The organism is Corallococcus interemptor, from assembly GCF_003668875.1.
In the GTDB taxonomy this organism is placed as follows: domain Bacteria; phylum Myxococcota; class Myxococcia; order Myxococcales; family Myxococcaceae; genus Corallococcus; species Corallococcus interemptor.
Map to the genome: position 1 here is coordinate 1 of NZ_RAWM01000171.1, position 16,258 is coordinate 16,258.

The following is a 16,258-nucleotide window of genomic DNA, read 5'->3' on the forward strand; positions in this document are numbered from 1 at the left end:
GGTGGGGTGATGGGGGCGGGCGCGGAGGCGCAGCCCACCGCGAGCAGCAATCCCGCCAGTCGAAGCCAAATGCCAACGCCATTCATCATCCCAGGCGCACCCCGCGCGCCAGGAACGATGCATAGAGCCTTTCGAGGAGATCGAAGAGGACGAACTCGTGCGCGCGCGGAGCGTCCCTCAGCATCCGGTTGACGTGCAGGTGCAGGTAGCTCGCGGCCAACGCGTCGAGCCCCTGCGACAGGCCTCCGCTCCGCTCGAGCTCCCGGAGCCGCGAGAGAACAGGCACCAGGCGCTCCGACCGGCGCAGCAAGGTGGCGAGCCCCGGGGCCACCGCGCTCCCGCCGGAGCCCTGGCCCGTCAGGAGTGCCTCCAGGATGGGGCGACGCTCACGTGCGAGACGGCTGAGCTGCGACTCGAGTCTCTTGCCCGCCCCGTGCTCCTGGGCGTAGGCGGTGCGCAGCCGGCTGGCGATGCGGTGCTTCGCCTCCAGGTCGAACCCGAAGTCGGAGAGCAGCAGATCCATCCCCATGAGGGCGCACTGCCACCGCGCGTCACCGTCCAGCCCCTCCAGGGACTCCAGCGTCGCGAGGACCGCTTCGCTGTCGACGTGGAAGAACGCCTCGGCCAGACGCATTCCCTCGCTGCCTCCGTACCGCTCCAGCTCACGGACATAGGTGTCCAGCTGAAACCGCTTGAGACGGCCCTCCTGGAGGAGGGGGGCCAGGGCGTCGTGCAGGCGCGGCAGGGCCTCCCGCAGCAGTGCGTCCGGTGGGCCGTGCAGCCTCAGCCGGAGGTGGTGCTCGGGGTCCGAGTAGCGCAGGAAGTGCCATTGGTCGGCGCTGCCCGACGAGATGAGCGCTCTCACAATGGGGGCCACGTCCTCGAGCAGGAGCCGATCGGCGAGGCCGGAGCCGACGTGGAGTCGGGCATACAGCCACTCGGAGCCCGGTGGGAACGAGCGTCTCCCGGCGGGGAGGGGCGCGGGTGGGCGAGGGGAAACCTCCTTCCGCCCGGCTTCGCGGCCCACGAAGGGGATGATCAGCTCGTGGAGGTACGCGCCTTCAGGGCCCTGGGCGCACAGCTCCCCTGGCGCCGGCCACATCTCCGTCAGGCTCATCACCCGCCGCCGCGCCGCGAGCGCCACGAAGGACTCCACGCAGAGCACATTCTCCAGGTCCACCGGCAGCTCGTTGTCGCCATCCGCGAGCAGGACGAACCTGGGCAGGCCCAGCTGCTTTCGCAGCTCCATCATCCGGCGGACCTGCTCGTGCGCGGGGCCTTGCACCAGCTCCTCCAGCACCTTCGCGCGCAGCAGCCAGCGCGCCCTGGCGAGGACGACACGCCCGGCGACGACCCTCGGCAGGAAGGGCGCGCCTTCCAACGCCCCCCACCTCCAGGTCAGGCTGCCCGCGTGCCCTTCGCTCTGGAGCGCCCCGAGGAACCGGTAGATCGCCAGGTGATGGGGGTACCGGTGCGCGTGGGCCGTCGTCAGGCGGGGGATGATCTCACGGCCCAGCTTGCGGGAACGCAGGACGAGCCGCCCCTCGCGAACGGAGACCAGGAGATCTCCCAGCGGAATCTGGGCTTCAAGCGGCACCGCGGAGCGCCCAAGGTAGGGAATCTCGTAGGCCCGAAGGGCGGGACGCGTGAGGATGTTGCCCACCCGGCCCGCGGGGACGTGGACGACCTCGGCGAAGAGGGCGTCGGGCCGCAGCGCCTCCTCGAGGCGCAGGTGGCGGCGTACGGCGGAGCCGAGCGCCTCGTTCCCATGGCAGAAGCGCCCGAGCAGCCTCACTCCCGAAGGCCCGTCCACCATCCGCACCAGCAGCGAGAAGTCTCCTTGCTGGAGGTTCTCCTCCGAAGCGGCCCCCAGCGTCGCCATCACGAAGAAGGTCTCCGGCAGCGGCAGCCTCTCTGGGGCGGAGAGCGCCTCGACGTCCTTGTCCGTCAGCTCAAGCACCCGTCCGCCGGCCTGGACCACCTGCTGGACCCGGTCCAGGAGCAGATCCCCGGCACGTGACCACTCCGGCGTGTCCTCGGGAGCGCCAGGGAAGGCCAGCCCCTTGAGCAGGGGAGAGCAGCTGGCCTCCGGTCCGCTCGCGGCCTCGAAGCCAATCCCCACGTCCTCGTCGAGCGCCTCGGCCAGCGGCACCTCCTGCTGCTCGTAGCGTCGCAGGAAGTCCTCCTTGAACTTCTGGAGGGGATTGCGCCGCGGGGGGCTGATGCGATGGAGGAGCTCCACGGCGGAGCGCAGCTCGTCCATCACCTCCCGCCCGAGCGTTGCTTCGACCACGGGCTTGAAAAGGTCGACCTGGACGAGCCTGGAAAGCTCCGGCGGTGGCAGCAGCTCCTCCACACACGAGGCGACGGCCCGGTAGCGCGCCTCCGGTTGTCCAAGCCCCGCGGCATCGAGTCCGGCGAGCAGCCCATGAACCCGCTCCAGCTGCCCGGCCTGCCGGGCCGTGGATGGATTCCTCCCGAGCTGCGCGATGGCTTCCCGGAGGGGATCCGGCTGCGTCACGGCCGGGACGAGCTCCGAGACCAGCACCTGGAGGGTGACGAGCTCGTCGATGTACTCGCCCGCCTCCGTGACGCTGACATCACCCTCCCGCTCGGCCAGGGCCTGGGCCAGCTCCTCGCGACGGGCGCCTTCCCGGGCGCGCTCCAGGACGAACTCGAGATAGGGGGTCGCCTCCACGGAGGCGAGCGCGTAGGCCCGCTCCGTGCCTTGCTGAGAGGACTCGACGTACCGGAGCCGTCCCGCCGTGCGGTAGAGGCTGGAGTTGGGGAAATAGCGTGGATGGTGCCTGACCGCGCCTTGCTGTTGCAGGGCGTTGAGGAGCGAGGCCAGGTAGTCCATGTCCAGGCGAGTCTGTCTTTGGTAGGCCCCCCTGCCTTGGAGTGCCAGCCGGGTCTTCTGGCCCAGCTGGCCGACGGAGCACCCGGCGAAGAGCCCGAAAGGGGTTGCGCGCCCCGTCATCCGCGCAAGGTAACGGACGAGGGCGCGCTCCACCTTGCTCCCGCCGGGGCCGTCCGGGGTCCGCAGCCAGGTCTCCAGGCTGGAAACGAGGTTGGACGAGGAGACGAGGAGCGCCTCGTGGACCTCGGGCAGCTCGAGCAGCTCACGAAGCCGGGAGCGCAGACTTCTCCTGGCGGCCTCGATGCGCTCCGCCCATGGCAGCGAGGCGTCCAGCTGGCTCAGCTCAACGCCAGACGCCCACTCGGAGAACACGTGGAGGGGCAGCAGCGGAGTCCGGAGCACGAAGAAGTCCGTGCTCGCACGACGCGGAGGCTCACGCCCGAAGCGGGTCATCATCCGCAACGAGGCTGGCGCACGATGTGCGGTACGCTCGTCATGCGCCAGCCTCCAGTCAAAAGCCTTCGAGTGGGCCTAGAGCAGACAGGTGTCGGACGGCTCGAAGCAGCAATGTCCGCTGGTCGGGTTCGAGGTGTCGGTCTCCGGCGGCATCATGTTCGCCTCCGTGGACAGCTGCTTCTGCGCGAGCATGCGGATGGACTCCTTGCTCACGGTCAGCTTCCTCTGGATCGGCTGAGAACGGGACTCCATATGACAACGCTCCTTGGGGTGAGGGATGTCCTGGGCCGCTCGGCTTGTCCGCACTGACGCCAGGGACACCATGGACAGACGTCTGGACAGCGGCGCTGTCCTAGCAATGCCTGGAACCCATGGCAAGGGCAAGCGGGAAATCAGGCATTGGATGCCAGCGCGGGCTTGATAGTCTTGCATGCAGTGCATCGACAAGATTGGCAGCCCATTCTGGAGGGTGATCAGGCCGCGCGCGCGTGGCAGGTGATCGAGTTCATCACTCGGGATCTCCGGGCGCGCCCGGACACGTATGCGCGTGACTTCTCCCTGTCCCGGGGGATGTCGGGCATCGCCGTGCTGTTTGCCTATCTCTCCCGGGCGGGAGTGGGAGGAGACGCTGGGGAGTTCTCGCTTCAAGCTCTCGAGCGCGCCATGGATGGCGCGGCCAGTACGCCGATGCCCCTGGGCCTCTATTCGGGCCTCACCGGGGTGGCCTGGGCCGCGGAGCACGTGCATCGGTGCCTCTTCGGTCAGGTGCCGGAGGATCTCACGGCGCAGGTGATGGAGCTTGTGTGCGCCCAGCTCGCTGCCCCTGAGTGGGAAGGGGGCCATGATCTCGTCAGCGGACTGGTGGGCCTGGGGGTCTACGGACTGGAGTACCCGGAGCGCTCCGCCGCGAGAGAGTGCCTGGGGCAGGTCGTGCGGCTGCTGGAGCAGCTGAGCGAGCGCGACGGTCTGGGAGCGCGGTGGTGGACGGTGCCCGGAAAGCAGGCTCCCCACCTGCGCACGCGCTACAACGTGCCCCACCTCAACCTGGGAATGGCGCACGGGTCACCCGGGGTGATCGCCCTGCTGGCAAGGGCTTGCAGTGCCTGGGAGCCGCCGCCGGCGCGGGAACTCATCCGGGACGCGGTCCGGGACCTGCTGCGCGAGAGGCTGCCCGAGGGAGGCGCCTCACGATTTCCCGCGTGGGTCGCCCGGAGCCTTCCCCCGAAGGAGGCACGGGCCGCATGGTGTTATGGCGATCCGGGCGTCGCCGCCGCGTTGCTGTTGGCCTCGCGCGAGCTGGGGGTGCCTGAATGGGAGCAGGAAGCCCTGCTCACGGCCCGTCTGGCCGCGCAGCGCCCCGTGGAGGAGTGCCGGGTCAAGGACGCGCTGGTGTGTCACGGCATGGCGGGGCTCGGGCACGTGTTCAACCGCCTCTACCAGGCGACGGGCGAGCCGCGGCTCCTCGAGGCCGCCCGGGGCTGGTTCTCCCGCACCCTGGACGTGTTCCAGCCGGGGTGCGGAATCGGGGGCTACCAGAGCCTGGAGCTCGAAGGTGCGGCGAGCGAGGCCTGGCAGGATGCTCCGGGTGTGCTGGCGGGCAGCGCGGGGGTGGCGCTCACGCTCCTCGCGGCGACCACCCATATCGAGCCCCATTGGGATCGTATGCTCTTGATGGACCTGCCTCCCGGGCCTCCCGCTGTTGGAGCACCCTCCCGCGAACCCTGAGAGAAACGCCGCATGCCCTCTTTTCCAGAAGAACCACGCGGGTCCGCGCCCTGGCGGCTCGTCCTGGGCGTGTGTCTGCCTTTCGCCGTCCTGTCGGTGGCCGGCTATCTCCTGACCGGCTCATCCGGCGCTTCGCGGGCAACCGAGGCCGAGCCCTCCGCGCCCACGGGCGAGGTGAAGGTGGCGGCGGCCTCCCTCCCGTCGAGTGCTCGCGAACCGCGGGCGGCTCTGCCTCCCGGGACGCCGCCGCCCCCATCCTCCGGCCAGGAAGACAGGCCCTCCGCATCGTCCCCGGCCCCCGTGATGTCCGCGGTCCGCTCCTCCCCGGGGGAGCGTGCCGGGCCTCATGAGGGAGCGCGGCCTCTTGTTCGCGCGGCGCTCCCTCCGTCATCGCCGCCGCCCCCGCCGCCTCCTCCTCCCGTGGAGGGCCGGACGTCCTCGGTCCACACGGGCACGCTGCCTCGCGAGTCCGTAAGGGATGTCATCCAGTCCCTGCGGCCTGGCGTGAAGGCGTGCTTCGAGAAAGCGGCCTCGCGCTACCCCGGGCCCCAGAAGGTGACCGTCGCCTTCACCCTCCAGGGGCAGGGGCTGTCCGGATTCATCGAGGATGAGGAGATCGTCGACTCCACCATTCCGGATCCCTGGTTCCAGGCCTGCTTCGTGGAGGTGCTTCATTCCGCCACCTTCTCGGCGCCGACAGGCGGGACGGTCCGCATCACCTATCCCTTTGTCTATCAGCCGAACCGGGGGGATGGGGGGACCTGAGCCCGCCTAGCGTCCACCGAGCCTGCCCGAGGCATACGCCTCGCGATTGCCCGAGCGCGAGGGCTTTCCAGAGGTGGACTTGATCAGCGAGCCCGGCTCGCAGAGCGCCACGTCCTTGAGACCGAGGCTCAGCCGGAGCGCCACTTCCTGGCGGATGCGGGCCGCCAACGCTCGAGGATCCTCCAGGTCCGGTTCGGGTTCCACACACACCACGACCTCCTCGGTGCCCATCTGCTCGGAGGTGATGCCGAAGGCGACCACGCGGCCCGCCTTGCAGCCAGGGATGGACGCGACGACCTCCTCGATATCCTCCGGGTACAGGTTGGTTCCCCGGTGGATGATGAGGTCCTTCAGCCGCCCCGTGACGAAGAGCTCTCCCTCGGCGAGATAGCCCAGGTCGCCTGTCCGGAACCACCCGTCCTCCGTTCGCGAGACGGCGGTGGCCTCCGGGTTGGCGACGTACCCTTCGAAGAGGCTCGGGCTCCGGATTTCGATCTCTCCGATCCGCCGCTCTCCACGGTGGGAGATCCGCACCTCGCAGCCTGCGATGGGGATGCCACTCGAAGCGAAGACCTTGTCCTCGGCGCTCGGTGGACCGTCCTCCAGCGCTACCGCCTCACCTCCCGTCAGGAGCGGGGCGCGCCGCACCCGGTCGAGCCGCAGGGGGGAGCCCATGGGCGTCTGGGTTATGGCGAGGGTGTTCTCCGCCATCCCGTAGGAGGCCTGGAGCTGGTCCCAGCGGACGCCGTGGGGCCCCATGCGCTCGACAAACCTTGCCAGCGTCACGGGCCGCACCGGCTCACTGCAGTTGATGAAGGCACGCACTCGCCCGAGATCCACGGCGCCCAGGTCTTCGGCGCGTGTGCGCTGGGCCAGCAGCTCGAAGGCGAAGTTCGGCAGCCAGACGAGCGTTCCCGCCGAATCCGCTATCGCCCGCCACAGCGACTGCGGCCGCTGCACCCAATCAAAGGGAGACAGATGGACAGAGGGCACGCCCATGAAGCAGGGCAGGAGCAGGCAGGCCACGAGCCCCATGTCATGGTAGAGGGGCAACCAGCTCACCACCCGGTCTCCCGAGGAGAGATGGATGGCTTCCGCATACGCCCGGACCTGCGAGGCCAGCATGGCGTGCGTGATGGCGACGCCCTTGCGGAGTCCCGTCGTCCCCGACGAGTACTGGAGGAAGGCCACCTTGCCGCCGGAGGCGGGCAGCGGCTCGTCTCCAGCGGGCTCCGCGAGCAGTTCCCGCAGCGGGAAGAGGGCAACCCCGCTGCCGGAGGCAACCCTCCACCCTTGGATGGCCGGGGCCAGGGAGTCCGAATACAGCAGGCACGCCGCGCCGCTGTTCGAGATCAGGGGGCTGAAGCTCGCGAAGAATCGCTCGGTGGGCTGCTTGATGGAGGGATGGGAGTAGATCGACGGGACCGCCTCCGCGAAGAGGGCGCCCAGGAAGGCCAGGGCCTGTTCCCGGGGCGAGGAAGACACAATGACCACGACGTCCTTCGGGGCCACGCCTCGCCGCTTCAGCCCGAGCCCGATGCCGCGCGCCCGCTCCACCAGCTCCGCCCACGTCAGCTCGATCGTCTCGCCCCCCTGCGCCGGAAACCGGAGCGCCCACGCATGACCCTGGGAGCGGCCATGGTGCTCCAGCCGCTCCCTCAACGTCTCTGGGGCCGTGGGAGTCTTCATCCGGGCGGGGTCAGGGCGGCCGCGAGCTTGCGCGGGGTGTTGTGGATGAAGAGGTCCGGGCAGGTGACTCCACATCGCTCCTCGATGGTGGCGATGAGGTGGGCGAGCGCGAACGAGTCGAGTCCCAGTCCCAGGAAGGTCACATCCGGCTCCGCGGTGCGTCCGTCGCCGAGGAGTTCATTCAGGATCCGCTCCAGCACCGGTGGGATCGTCCTGGTGGAGAGCTGCTCCCGCGGGCGACCCTGGAGCCCGGAGGGGGTCCCCGTCTCTTGAGCCGGCGCGGCTTCCTGGGCCGGCGCTCGGGGAAGGCCGGGGGGCTCGCTCGTGAGGAGCTGGGCCAGGGAGGGGATGGAGGCGATCACAGGGGGCAGCAGCGGGGGGTGTACCCGCCCTCGCCGGGACAGCAGGCAGAGGGTGGCCTCCAGCTCCGCCCACTCAAGGATCTCCTCGCGCTCGAATGCGCGAGCCATGCACTCGGAGAACAAGCGCTCCATGTCGCAGGACTGCTCCTCGAGGACCTCGAGCAGGTCCTGCTCGAGATGCGATTCGGCGGAGAGGTCACCCGGCGCTCCCGCCAGCGACAGGGTGAGGGCTGGTGATGGCTTCTCATACCGTGGCGGCGGACGAGCGAAACGCAGCGCGAAGGCGACCTCCGGCCCGGCTTGTTTGTGGAGCACCTGACAGGGATTGTCTGGGAACGCCTGGGCGAGGAGCGCCTCCAGGGCTCCCTGGTGAAAGTCAATCAGGGTGGGGCCCGCCAGTCCGCGACGGCTTCCATGGTGGGGATAGCGCAGCACCACCGCATCGGCGGCATCCCATCGGGAGGTACACGCGCCATAGACGGGGAACCGGGTCGCCGGAGGTCCCTGCTGGTAACCTGCCTCACGTGCTTGCTCCGGGGAGAGTTCTCGAAGGTGGAGATCCACCGGCAATGCCCTGGCCGGGTTTCCCGCGACGATGACGTGCTCTCCCACGTCCGAGGAGACCGCACAGTGGGCCGCCACCACCACGCCCTCTCCCAGCCGGGCTCCGCCCGAGAGCGAGACATGCTGGCCGAGCCAACACTGGCGCTCGACCTCGACTCCGAAGCCACGCCGCTGCGACCTGGACTGCGGGTAGCGCTCGACATGGTTTCCGCCCTCAAGGGCCGTGTGCGCTCCGATGGAACTGGCGCGGACCCTGACGGTGCGCTGGAGTTTGACGAAAGGCGCAACGTAGGACTGCTCCACCACGACCATTGGACCGGCCACCGCCTGTGGGTCCAGTTGGGTTTCCTTCAGCAGCAGTGGCCCGCTCAGGACCGCATGCCCACGAACCTCACTGTCAATCAATGCGACTCCCTCTCCGTCGATGAGGGTGAACTCCTCCACCTTCGAGCGGGAGATCAGGACACGTCGTCCCTTGATCCGGACCGAGCTGGCGATGTGGCTTGCGCCATCCACGAGGTAGATGGCGCCCATGGCCCAGAGCTGGCGCAATTCCTGGTCCCACTCACGCACGGGAAGCGCGACAAGGGAGTCCGGCTCCTCGACCGAGCGCACGAGCTGTGCATCCAGGGATGCGCTGGCACCGCCCAGCAGGAGCTCACGTCCACCTTGAGGCGTCCGCGCGCCGAGGACGGCATGGGCTGTCCATCTGGGGCGCCAGCCCGTCTGTTCAAGCACTTGCCGAAGGGCTGCCTGGATTTGCGTCTCGATGGAACCGCGCAGGTTGCTCATGGCTCTTGCAGGGGCGCGGAGAGTACTCCATGGCATTGCCCCTGCAAGCTCTCATTCCTGTCTGTCAGTGAAGGCCGCCTTTTCCAGAGGAAGTCTGGGCATCCCATGAAAGGCAGACATCGAAGCAGCTGGCCCCGGCGCTCCTGATCTGTTGCTTGAGTTCCTGCCTTCAAGCTGTCACAGGGGGCGTTTCACTCCCAGGGCGGGTTCCCCTCCCGCCCTCCTTGAGAAGGTGGACGCGATGAAGCGTGGAACCGCAGTGGTGTGGTGCATGTCCGTGGTGGGCCTGATGGGCGCCTGTGGCGGTCAGCCGGAGCAGACCCCGGCCCCCGGGTCCGGCGACACGGTGACGACGGCGACGCAGCAGCTGGTGCCGGCTCCGCCCACGCCGTTCGACAGCTACCTGTACATCGCGGGCAACCTCTCCGTGGGCAGCGCGGTGACGGGGAACACCGGCACGTCCGCGGCCTACGAGGGCTACAAGCTCACCGTCCCGGCGCACACGCAGGTGGCGCTGGAAGTCACTCACCTGGGCACGGGCATGGGCGTGGACACCGGCCTGTACGTGTACGGCCCGAAGACGCCGTCCGGATACGGGTACCGTCCGCTCTACGGCGACGACGACTCCGGTTACGGCGAGCTGAGCAAGCTTCCGCTCGCGACCCTCGACCAGGCCGGCGAGTACCTGGTGGTGGTGGGCTGGAGCAACGGCCTGGCCAAGAACTACCGCCTCCAGGCGTCCTGCGTGGGCGGCGCGTGCGTGCCGAACCCCAGCCCGGCGCCGGCCAATGCCCCGGTGACGCTGGCGGCGTTTCCCCTGGAGGGCAACCTCCAGGCGCTGGTGAACGCCGGCAACGCGTACCGCGAGGACATGTACTCGTTCCTGGACCGGTATGACTTCGCGTGGCCGTACTCGACGCCCGCGACGCTGAACGCGGCGGCGGCGGCGGTGCTCGCGCGCAGCGAGTACGCGGGCTACCGCAACGACCCGTCCCCGGACACGTACACCTATGCGGCGTTCCAGTCGCGGATGTACCTGCAGTTCCAGCCGCTGCACCAGGCCATCCTCGACACCTACGGCGAGGACGCCGCGAACGCGCAGGTGAAGAGCTACTTCCGCGAGTTCAGCACCGGCCCCAACGGCGACAACTGGCGCACGCTCAACATCATCCTGCTGCCTGTCTCCCGCCACGTCCTCGTGTACGAGCAGACCGCCCACGAAATCTGACGCGCACGCAGTCCTCCGAAAACACCACCGCCCTCCTCTTCGCGTACCGGAAGGGGAGGGCGGCCTGTTTTCAACGGTGCCGCTCAGCTCACGGCGCGGGGGCCGGGGCCGGCTCGTGCGACGGGGGCGCGTCCTCCTCACCGCTGGAGCGCTTCGCGTCCCCACGCACCTTCTGCATGAGGATGTAGAGGCCCGGGATGAAGATGAGGTTGACGATGGTGGACACCAGCATGCCGCCGAACACCGCGGTGCCCAGCGAGTTGCGCGCCGCCGCGCCCGCGCCGGACGCCGTCATCAGCGGCACCACGCCCAGGAGGAACGCGATGGACGTCATGAGGATGGGGCGCAGGCGGACTTCCGCCGCCGTCACCACCGCCTCCAGCGCGCTCTTGCCCTGCTCCCGCAGCTGCTCCGCGAACTCCACGATGAGGATGGCGTTCTTGGACGCGAGGCCCACGAGCATCACCAGACCCACCTGGCAGAACACGTCGTTCGCGTAGCCGCGCGCCACCTGCAACCCGAGCGCGCCCATGATGGCCAGCGGCACGGAGAGGATGATGACGAACGGGAGGCTGAAGGACTCGTACTGCGCCGCCAGCACCAGGAACACGAAGAGGATGCCCAGGCCGAAGATGATCATCGTCTGGCCGCCGGACTCCTTCTGCTCCAGGCTGATGCCCGTCCACTCCGACGACATGCCCTGGGGAAGCGACGCCTGGGCCACCTGCTCCATGGCCTCCAGCGCCTGGCCGGACGACACGCCGGGCGCGCCCTGGCCGTTGATCTCCACGGAGCGGAACAGGTTGTAGTGCTTGATGACCTGCGCGGAGACGATGGGCCTCACCTTCACCAGCGACTCCAGCGGAATCATGTCCCCGCCTTCCGTGCGCGCGTAGAACGAGCCGATGTCCTGGGGGCTGTCGCGGAACTGCTGCTCGGCCTGGACGTACACGCGGTAGGTGCGGCTGGCGTAGTTGAAGTCGTTGACGTACTGGCTGCCCATGTAGAGCTGCATCACGCCGAAGATCTGCTCAATGGGCACGCCCAGCGCCTTGGCCTTCTGGCGGTCCACCTCCACGTCCAGGATGGGCGTGTTGGCGTTGAACGGGGTGAAGACGCCGCGCAGGCGGCCCTCCTCGTTGCCCTTCTGCACCATCTCCTGCGTGGCGTTGGCCAGGTCCTCCAGCGAGTGGGTGCCGGCGACGTCCTCCACGATGAACTGGAAGCCGCCCACGCTGCCCACGCCGCGGATGGCGGGGGGCTGGAAGGGGATGACGCGCGCGCTGCCAATCTTGCCCAGCGGTCCACGCAAACGCTCCACCAGCGCGGCCACGGACTGGTCCTTCCCCGTGCGCTCCTCCCACGGCTTCAGGGCCGTGAAGACGGTGGCGTAGTTGGAGCCGTTGCCGCTGGGAGAGAACCCGCCGATGGCGAACATCACGCTCACCTCCGGCTGGGCATTGAGCACGCCCTCCACCTCCTGGAGCACCTTCTCCGTCTGGCTGAGGGACATGCCCTCCGGCCCCTGCACGGAGATGATGACGTAGCCCTGGTCTTCATCCGGGATGAAGCCCGTGGGCGCGGAGCGGAACAGCATCACCGTGACGCCGATGCAGGCGAGGAACGCCACCAGCACGATGAGCGGGTGCACCAGCAGCTTGCGCAGCCCCTTGCCGTACAGGTCGCGCGTCCAGTCCAGCACCTGGTCCACCTTGCGGAAGAACACCCACTTGGGGCCGTGGTGGTGCTTGAGCAGCCGGGCCGACAGGGCGGGCGTGAGCGTCAGCGCGCAGAAGGTGGACAGGGCCACCGACGCGGCGATGGTGAGCGCGAACTGGCGGTAGATGGAGCCCGTGGTGCCCGGGAAGAGGGCCACCGGGATGAACACCGCCACCAGCACCACGGAGATGGCCACCACCGCGCCGGCCACCTCCTTCATGCCTTCACGCGCCGCCTGGAACGGCTTGAGCCCGCGCTCCGCCATCAGGCGTTCGATGTTTTCGATGACCACGATGGCGTCGTCCACCACGAGCCCCGTGGCCAGTGTCAGGCCGAAGAGGGTCAGCGTGTTGATGGAGAAGCCCATCAGGTAGACGAACGCGAACGTGCCCACGAGCGACACCGGCAGGGTGAGCGCTGTAATCAGCACGCTGCGCCACCCGTGCAGGAACAGGAAGATGACCAGGATGACGAGCGCGATGGCTTCAATGAGCGTGTGGGTCACCTCGTTGACGGAGGCGCGCACCGCGAGCGTGGTGTCCGTGCCCACGCGGTACTCCAGGCCCGGCGGGAAGGACTGGGCCAGGCGGTCCAGTTCCTTGATGACGCCGTCGCGCACGTCCAGCGCGTTGGCGGTGGGCAGCTGGAAGATGGCCAGGCCCACGCCGGTGCGGCCGTTGAAGCGCAAGAGCGTGGCGTAGTTCTCCGCGCCCAGCTCCACGCGGCCCACGTCCTTCACCGTGACGGCCTTGCCGTCGGTGTTGCGCATGAGGACGATGTCGCCGAACTCCTCCGGCTCCACCAGGCGGCCCCGGGCGCGCACGGCGATTTGGTAAGGCTGCTCGTCGCTGGACGGCGGCTGGCCCACCTGGCCCGCGGCCACCTGGAGGTTCTGCTCCTGGAGCGCGCGCACCACGTCCTGCGGCGTCAGGTTGCGGCGGGCCAGCTCGGACGGATCCAGCCACAGGCGCATGGAGAACTTGCGCTCACCGAAGATGCGCACCTCGCCCACGCCGCGCACGCGCTTGATGGCGTCCTTGAGGTTCACGTCCGCGTAGTTGGAGAGGAACTTCGCGTCGTAGCGGTTGTCCGGGGAGGACAGGCCCACCGTCAGCAGCATCTGGCTGGAGGCCTTGTTCACGACGATGCCGGTCTGGTTCACCTGCGCGGGCAGGCGGGCCGCGGCGCGGCTGACGCGGTTCTGCACGTCCACCGCCGCCACCTCGATGTTGCGCGTGGGGGCGAAGGTGACCGTGATGGTGCTGGTGCCGTCGTTGGTGCTGGTGGAGGTGATGTAGCGCATGTCCTCCACGCCGTTGAGCTCCTGCTCCAACGGGATGGTGACGGCGGACTCCACCACCTCGGCGCTGGCGCCGACGTAGGTGCTGGTGACGGTGACCTGCGGCGGCGCCAGGTCCGGATACTGCGCGATGGGCAGCGTCGGGATGGCGATGACGCCCACCAGCGTCAGGATGATGGAGCAGACGATGGCGAAGACAGGCCTGCGGATGAAGAAGTCGACGAACACGGTGTGGCGCCTCTCTGGATTCGCCTGCTAGCGGCTGCCGCCGGTGGTGCCGCCGCCACCGGACGCGGTGCGGGGCGGCTGCGAGGACTCGTCGGTGTTCACGGTGACCTGCTTGGGGATGACGGGCATGCCGTCGCGGAGCATGTGCAGCGACGACACCGCGACGAGGTCGCCCTGCTTCAGGCCACCTTCGACGACGTAGGACATGTCACCCAGCGTGCCCAGGGCCACCGGGCGGCGCTCCACCAGCGTCTTGCCGTCCTTCTTCTCCACCACCATGGCGAAGGGCTGGCCGCTCTGGCGCACCACCGCGAGCGCGGGAATCTGGAGCGCGTCCCGCGTGGAGTACACCAGCCGCGCCCGCAAAAGCTCACTGGGGCGCAGGCCCACGGTGTTGCGGAAGGCGGCCTTCACCTCCACCAGCTGCGTGCGCGGATCCGTCTGCGGCGCCACGTAGAAGACGGTGCTGGAGAGGATGACCTTGCCCTGCTGATCCAACAGCTCCAGCTGGGTGTCCGGCTTGAGCGACCGCGCGCGGAACGCCGGCACCGACACGCTGACCTCCAGCGCGTCCGCCTGGGCCACGGACGTCAGCACCGTGGTGGCGCCCACGTAGTCACCCACGCGCACCAGCACGTCGCCCATGGTGCCCGCGAACGGCGCGCGCACCACGTGGAACTGCAGCTGCACCTGGCGCTGGGCGACCGTCGCGCCGGCCGCGCGCGACGCCGCCTCCGCCGCCTTCACCGCCGCCTGGGCGCGCTCCAGCTCCTGCACGCTGGCCAGGCCCTCGCGGTTGAGGGACTCCGTACGCGCCAGGGTGCGCTTCGCCAGCTCCAGCTCCACCGCGGAGGAGCTCTGCTGCGCCTGGGCGCTGTCCAGCGCCGCGGTCTCCTGCCGCGCGTCCACTTCAATCAGCGGCGTGCCGGCCTCCACCTTCTGGCCCGGCTTCACCAGGATCTTGCGGATGTAGCCGTTCACCTGCGGCAGCACCGACACGCTCTGCCGCGACAGGAGCGACCCCAGGTATTCACCGGTGTCCCGCACCTCGCGCGGTGCCAGCGCCACGACCTGGACCTCGCGCGGCGGAGGAGGGGCCTTCGCCTCCGGCTTGCCCGAGCACCCGGCCGCGCCGGCCACCAGCGCCGCGCCCAACACCGTCTTCGTCATCAGCGCCTTCAGGGGGCGTACCCTCGTCACCAGTCGCACCGGGCCTCCGTCAGGAACGCGTCCAGGCGGGCCTGGACGAGCTCGAATTCCCTCAAAACCAATGCGAGCTGGGCCTGGCGGAGGGCAGCTCCGCTCTGGACCAGCTCCAAGCTGCTACCTCGTCCCACCTCGAAGGCCCGGCGCGTGAGCCGGTCCGTCCGGTCCGCCAGCTCCAGGGACTCGGCGGCGGTCTTCAACAAGGCTTCGGCCACTTCCACTCCACGGCGGGCGCGGGACACCTCCACCCCCACGTTGCGGCGGGTGGCCTCGGAGGCCTGGGCGGCCTGCTCTTCAATGCCCGCGCGCTCGCGCACCAGCCCCCCGCGCTGACCGCCCTCCCACAGGGGCACGGACAGCACCGCGGACACGTTCCAGGTGGCGAAGCGGCCAAAGCCGGGGTCGGTGGTGAAACCCACCAGCGTGCTGCTCAGTCCCAGGGTGGGCAGGTAACCGGCGGACGCCTGACGCCGGCTCTCCCGGGCCGCGTCCACGTTGGCCCGCTGGGCCACCAGGTCCGGCCGGTTGGCCAGGTCCTGCAGGGGGGCGCACTGCTGACGGGTCTGCTCCACCAGGCCGGAGAGGTTGAAGTCCGGGTTGACGCCCACGCCGTGGTCCTCACCCAGCGACAGGCCCAGCGACTCGCGCGTGCGGCGCAGCTGCTCGTCGCCGGCCACCAGCGCCTGCCGCGCCACCGCCACGTCCTGGCTCACCCGCACCACGTCCAGCTGCGTGCCGGCGCCCAGCTCGAAGGAGCGCTGGGTGATGGACTGGCGCTCCAGCGCCTGGCGCAGGCCCACGCGGTTGATCTCGGCGGCGCGCTCGGCGGCCACCGTGGCCACCAGCACCTGCGCCAGCCCCTGGGTGAGGCGGCGCTGCACGTCCTGGAGGTTGGCCGCCGCCGAGGACTCCAACGCCTTCGCGGAGGACAGGCCCCGCCACGCGCCCACATCGATGATGGACTGGGTGAGGGTCGCGGACAGCGTGCCCAGGGGCGCGCTGGGAGCCTGGGTCCCGGCGCCGGGGTTGGAGCCGCCCACGAAGCCGCCGCCCGCGGCGGAGGGCACGTCCGGGTGGAGCACGTCCACGCCCACGCCCGCGTTGGCTCGCGCGTTGGGCAACAAGAGGCCCAGCGACTGGCGCCAGCGCCCTTGCGCCCGCGTCACGCCGGCCTCCGCGTTGCGCAGGTCCGTGGAGCGCTGGCGCACCCGGGTGAGGGCGTCGTCCCACGTCTTCACCTGCTCCGCCGCGGGCGGGACGGGCGCGAGCATGGGGTCTTCCACCTTCGGCTGGAAGGGGACGGGAGCCGGCGCGGACGTGGCGGCGCTGGCTTCGGGAGGGGGCTGCTGCTGGGGGGCCGGGGA

Annotated in this window: 10 protein-coding genes; 3 read left to right on the plus strand and 7 right to left on the minus strand. The window is 69.6% G+C overall.

Features of this window, described 5'->3' with window-relative positions; all coding sequences use genetic code 11:
• Positions 1-85: 85 nt before the first annotated feature.
• Together D7X96_RS35580 and D7X96_RS40175 are read right to left on the minus strand one after the other, a co-directional pair.
• The gene (locus D7X96_RS35580; RefSeq protein WP_147468480.1) at positions 86-3,316 is read right to left on the minus strand and encodes a lantibiotic dehydratase; all 3,231 of its coding nucleotides are present in this window, start codon (positions 3,314-3,316) and stop codon (positions 86-88) included.
• A gap of 75 nt (positions 3,317-3,391) precedes the next feature.
• Positions 3,392-3,529: a hypothetical protein gene (locus tag D7X96_RS40175; RefSeq protein WP_158616316.1), complete on the minus strand. Its 138-nt coding sequence runs from the start codon at positions 3,527-3,529 to the stop codon at positions 3,392-3,394.
• A 222-nt stretch (positions 3,530-3,751) separates the two neighbouring features.
• Here D7X96_RS40175 and D7X96_RS35585 point away from each other — a divergent pair, with 222 nt between their 5' ends.
• Both D7X96_RS35585 and D7X96_RS39750 read left to right on the plus strand, forming a co-directional pair.
• Positions 3,752-5,041 (plus strand): lanthionine synthetase C family protein, encoded by a 1,290-nt coding sequence (locus tag D7X96_RS35585; RefSeq protein WP_147468481.1) that lies wholly within the window; start codon positions 3,752-3,754, stop codon positions 5,039-5,041.
• Between the two features lie 420 nt (positions 5,042-5,461).
• The gene (locus D7X96_RS39750) at positions 5,462-5,806 is read left to right on the plus strand and encodes an AgmX/PglI C-terminal domain-containing protein (protein ID WP_158616315.1); all 345 of its coding nucleotides are present in this window, start codon (positions 5,462-5,464) and stop codon (positions 5,804-5,806) included.
• Positions 5,807-5,812: 6 nt separating this feature from the next.
• Here the strand turns inward: D7X96_RS39750 and D7X96_RS35595 are convergent, their stop codons facing one another.
• Together D7X96_RS35595 and D7X96_RS35600 are read right to left on the minus strand one after the other, a co-directional pair.
• The gene (locus D7X96_RS35595) at positions 5,813-7,495 is read right to left on the minus strand and encodes an AMP-binding protein (RefSeq protein WP_158616314.1); all 1,683 of its coding nucleotides are present in this window, start codon (positions 7,493-7,495) and stop codon (positions 5,813-5,815) included.
• Positions 7,492-9,213, minus strand: a complete 1,722-nt coding sequence (locus D7X96_RS35600; RefSeq protein WP_158626671.1) for a phosphopantetheine-binding protein — start codon at positions 9,211-9,213, stop codon at positions 7,492-7,494. The genes D7X96_RS35595 and D7X96_RS35600 overlap by 4 nt, the downstream gene beginning before the upstream one ends.
• Before the next feature lie 241 nt (positions 9,214-9,454).
• Between D7X96_RS35600 and D7X96_RS35605 the strand changes: the two genes are divergently transcribed.
• Positions 9,455-10,441 carry a hypothetical protein gene (locus D7X96_RS35605; protein ID WP_121771743.1) on the plus strand — a complete coding sequence of 329 codons (987 nt, stop codon included), beginning with the start codon at positions 9,455-9,457 and terminating at the stop codon, positions 10,439-10,441.
• A gap of 88 nt (positions 10,442-10,529) precedes the next feature.
• Here the strand turns inward: D7X96_RS35605 and D7X96_RS35610 are convergent, their stop codons facing one another.
• The 3 genes from D7X96_RS35610 to D7X96_RS35620 all read right to left on the minus strand — a co-directional run.
• A complete protein-coding gene (locus tag D7X96_RS35610) occupies positions 10,530-13,688 on the minus strand; it encodes an efflux RND transporter permease subunit (protein WP_121724927.1) in 3,159 nt (1,052 codons plus the stop codon).
• 27 nt (positions 13,689-13,715) lie between these two features.
• Entirely contained in the window at positions 13,716-14,858 is a 1,143-nt protein-coding gene (locus D7X96_RS35615; RefSeq protein WP_120552234.1) for an efflux RND transporter periplasmic adaptor subunit, read from the minus strand.
• Positions 14,859-14,884: 26 nt separating this feature from the next.
• On the minus strand, positions 14,885-16,258 hold a 1,374-nt coding region (locus D7X96_RS35620), incomplete at its 5' end, for a TolC family protein (RefSeq protein ID WP_244219835.1).

Coding starts and splice junctions, on each gene's coding strand:
- D7X96_RS35615 (WP_120552234.1), bottom strand. CDS start 14,858: ATGACGAAGACGGTGTTGGGCGCGGCGCTGGTGGCCGGCGCGGCCGGG.
- D7X96_RS35605 (WP_121771743.1), top strand. CDS start 9,455: ATGAAGCGTGGAACCGCAGTGGTGTGGTGCATGTCCGTGGTGGGCCTG.
- D7X96_RS35600 (WP_158626671.1), bottom strand. CDS start 9,213: ATGAGCAACCTGCGCGGTTCCATCGAGACGCAAATCCAGGCAGCCCTT.
- D7X96_RS35580 (WP_147468480.1), bottom strand. CDS start 3,316: ATGATGACCCGCTTCGGGCGTGAGCCTCCGCGTCGTGCGAGCACGGAC.
- D7X96_RS35595 (WP_158616314.1), bottom strand. CDS start 7,495: ATGAAGACTCCCACGGCCCCAGAGACGTTGAGGGAGCGGCTGGAGCAC.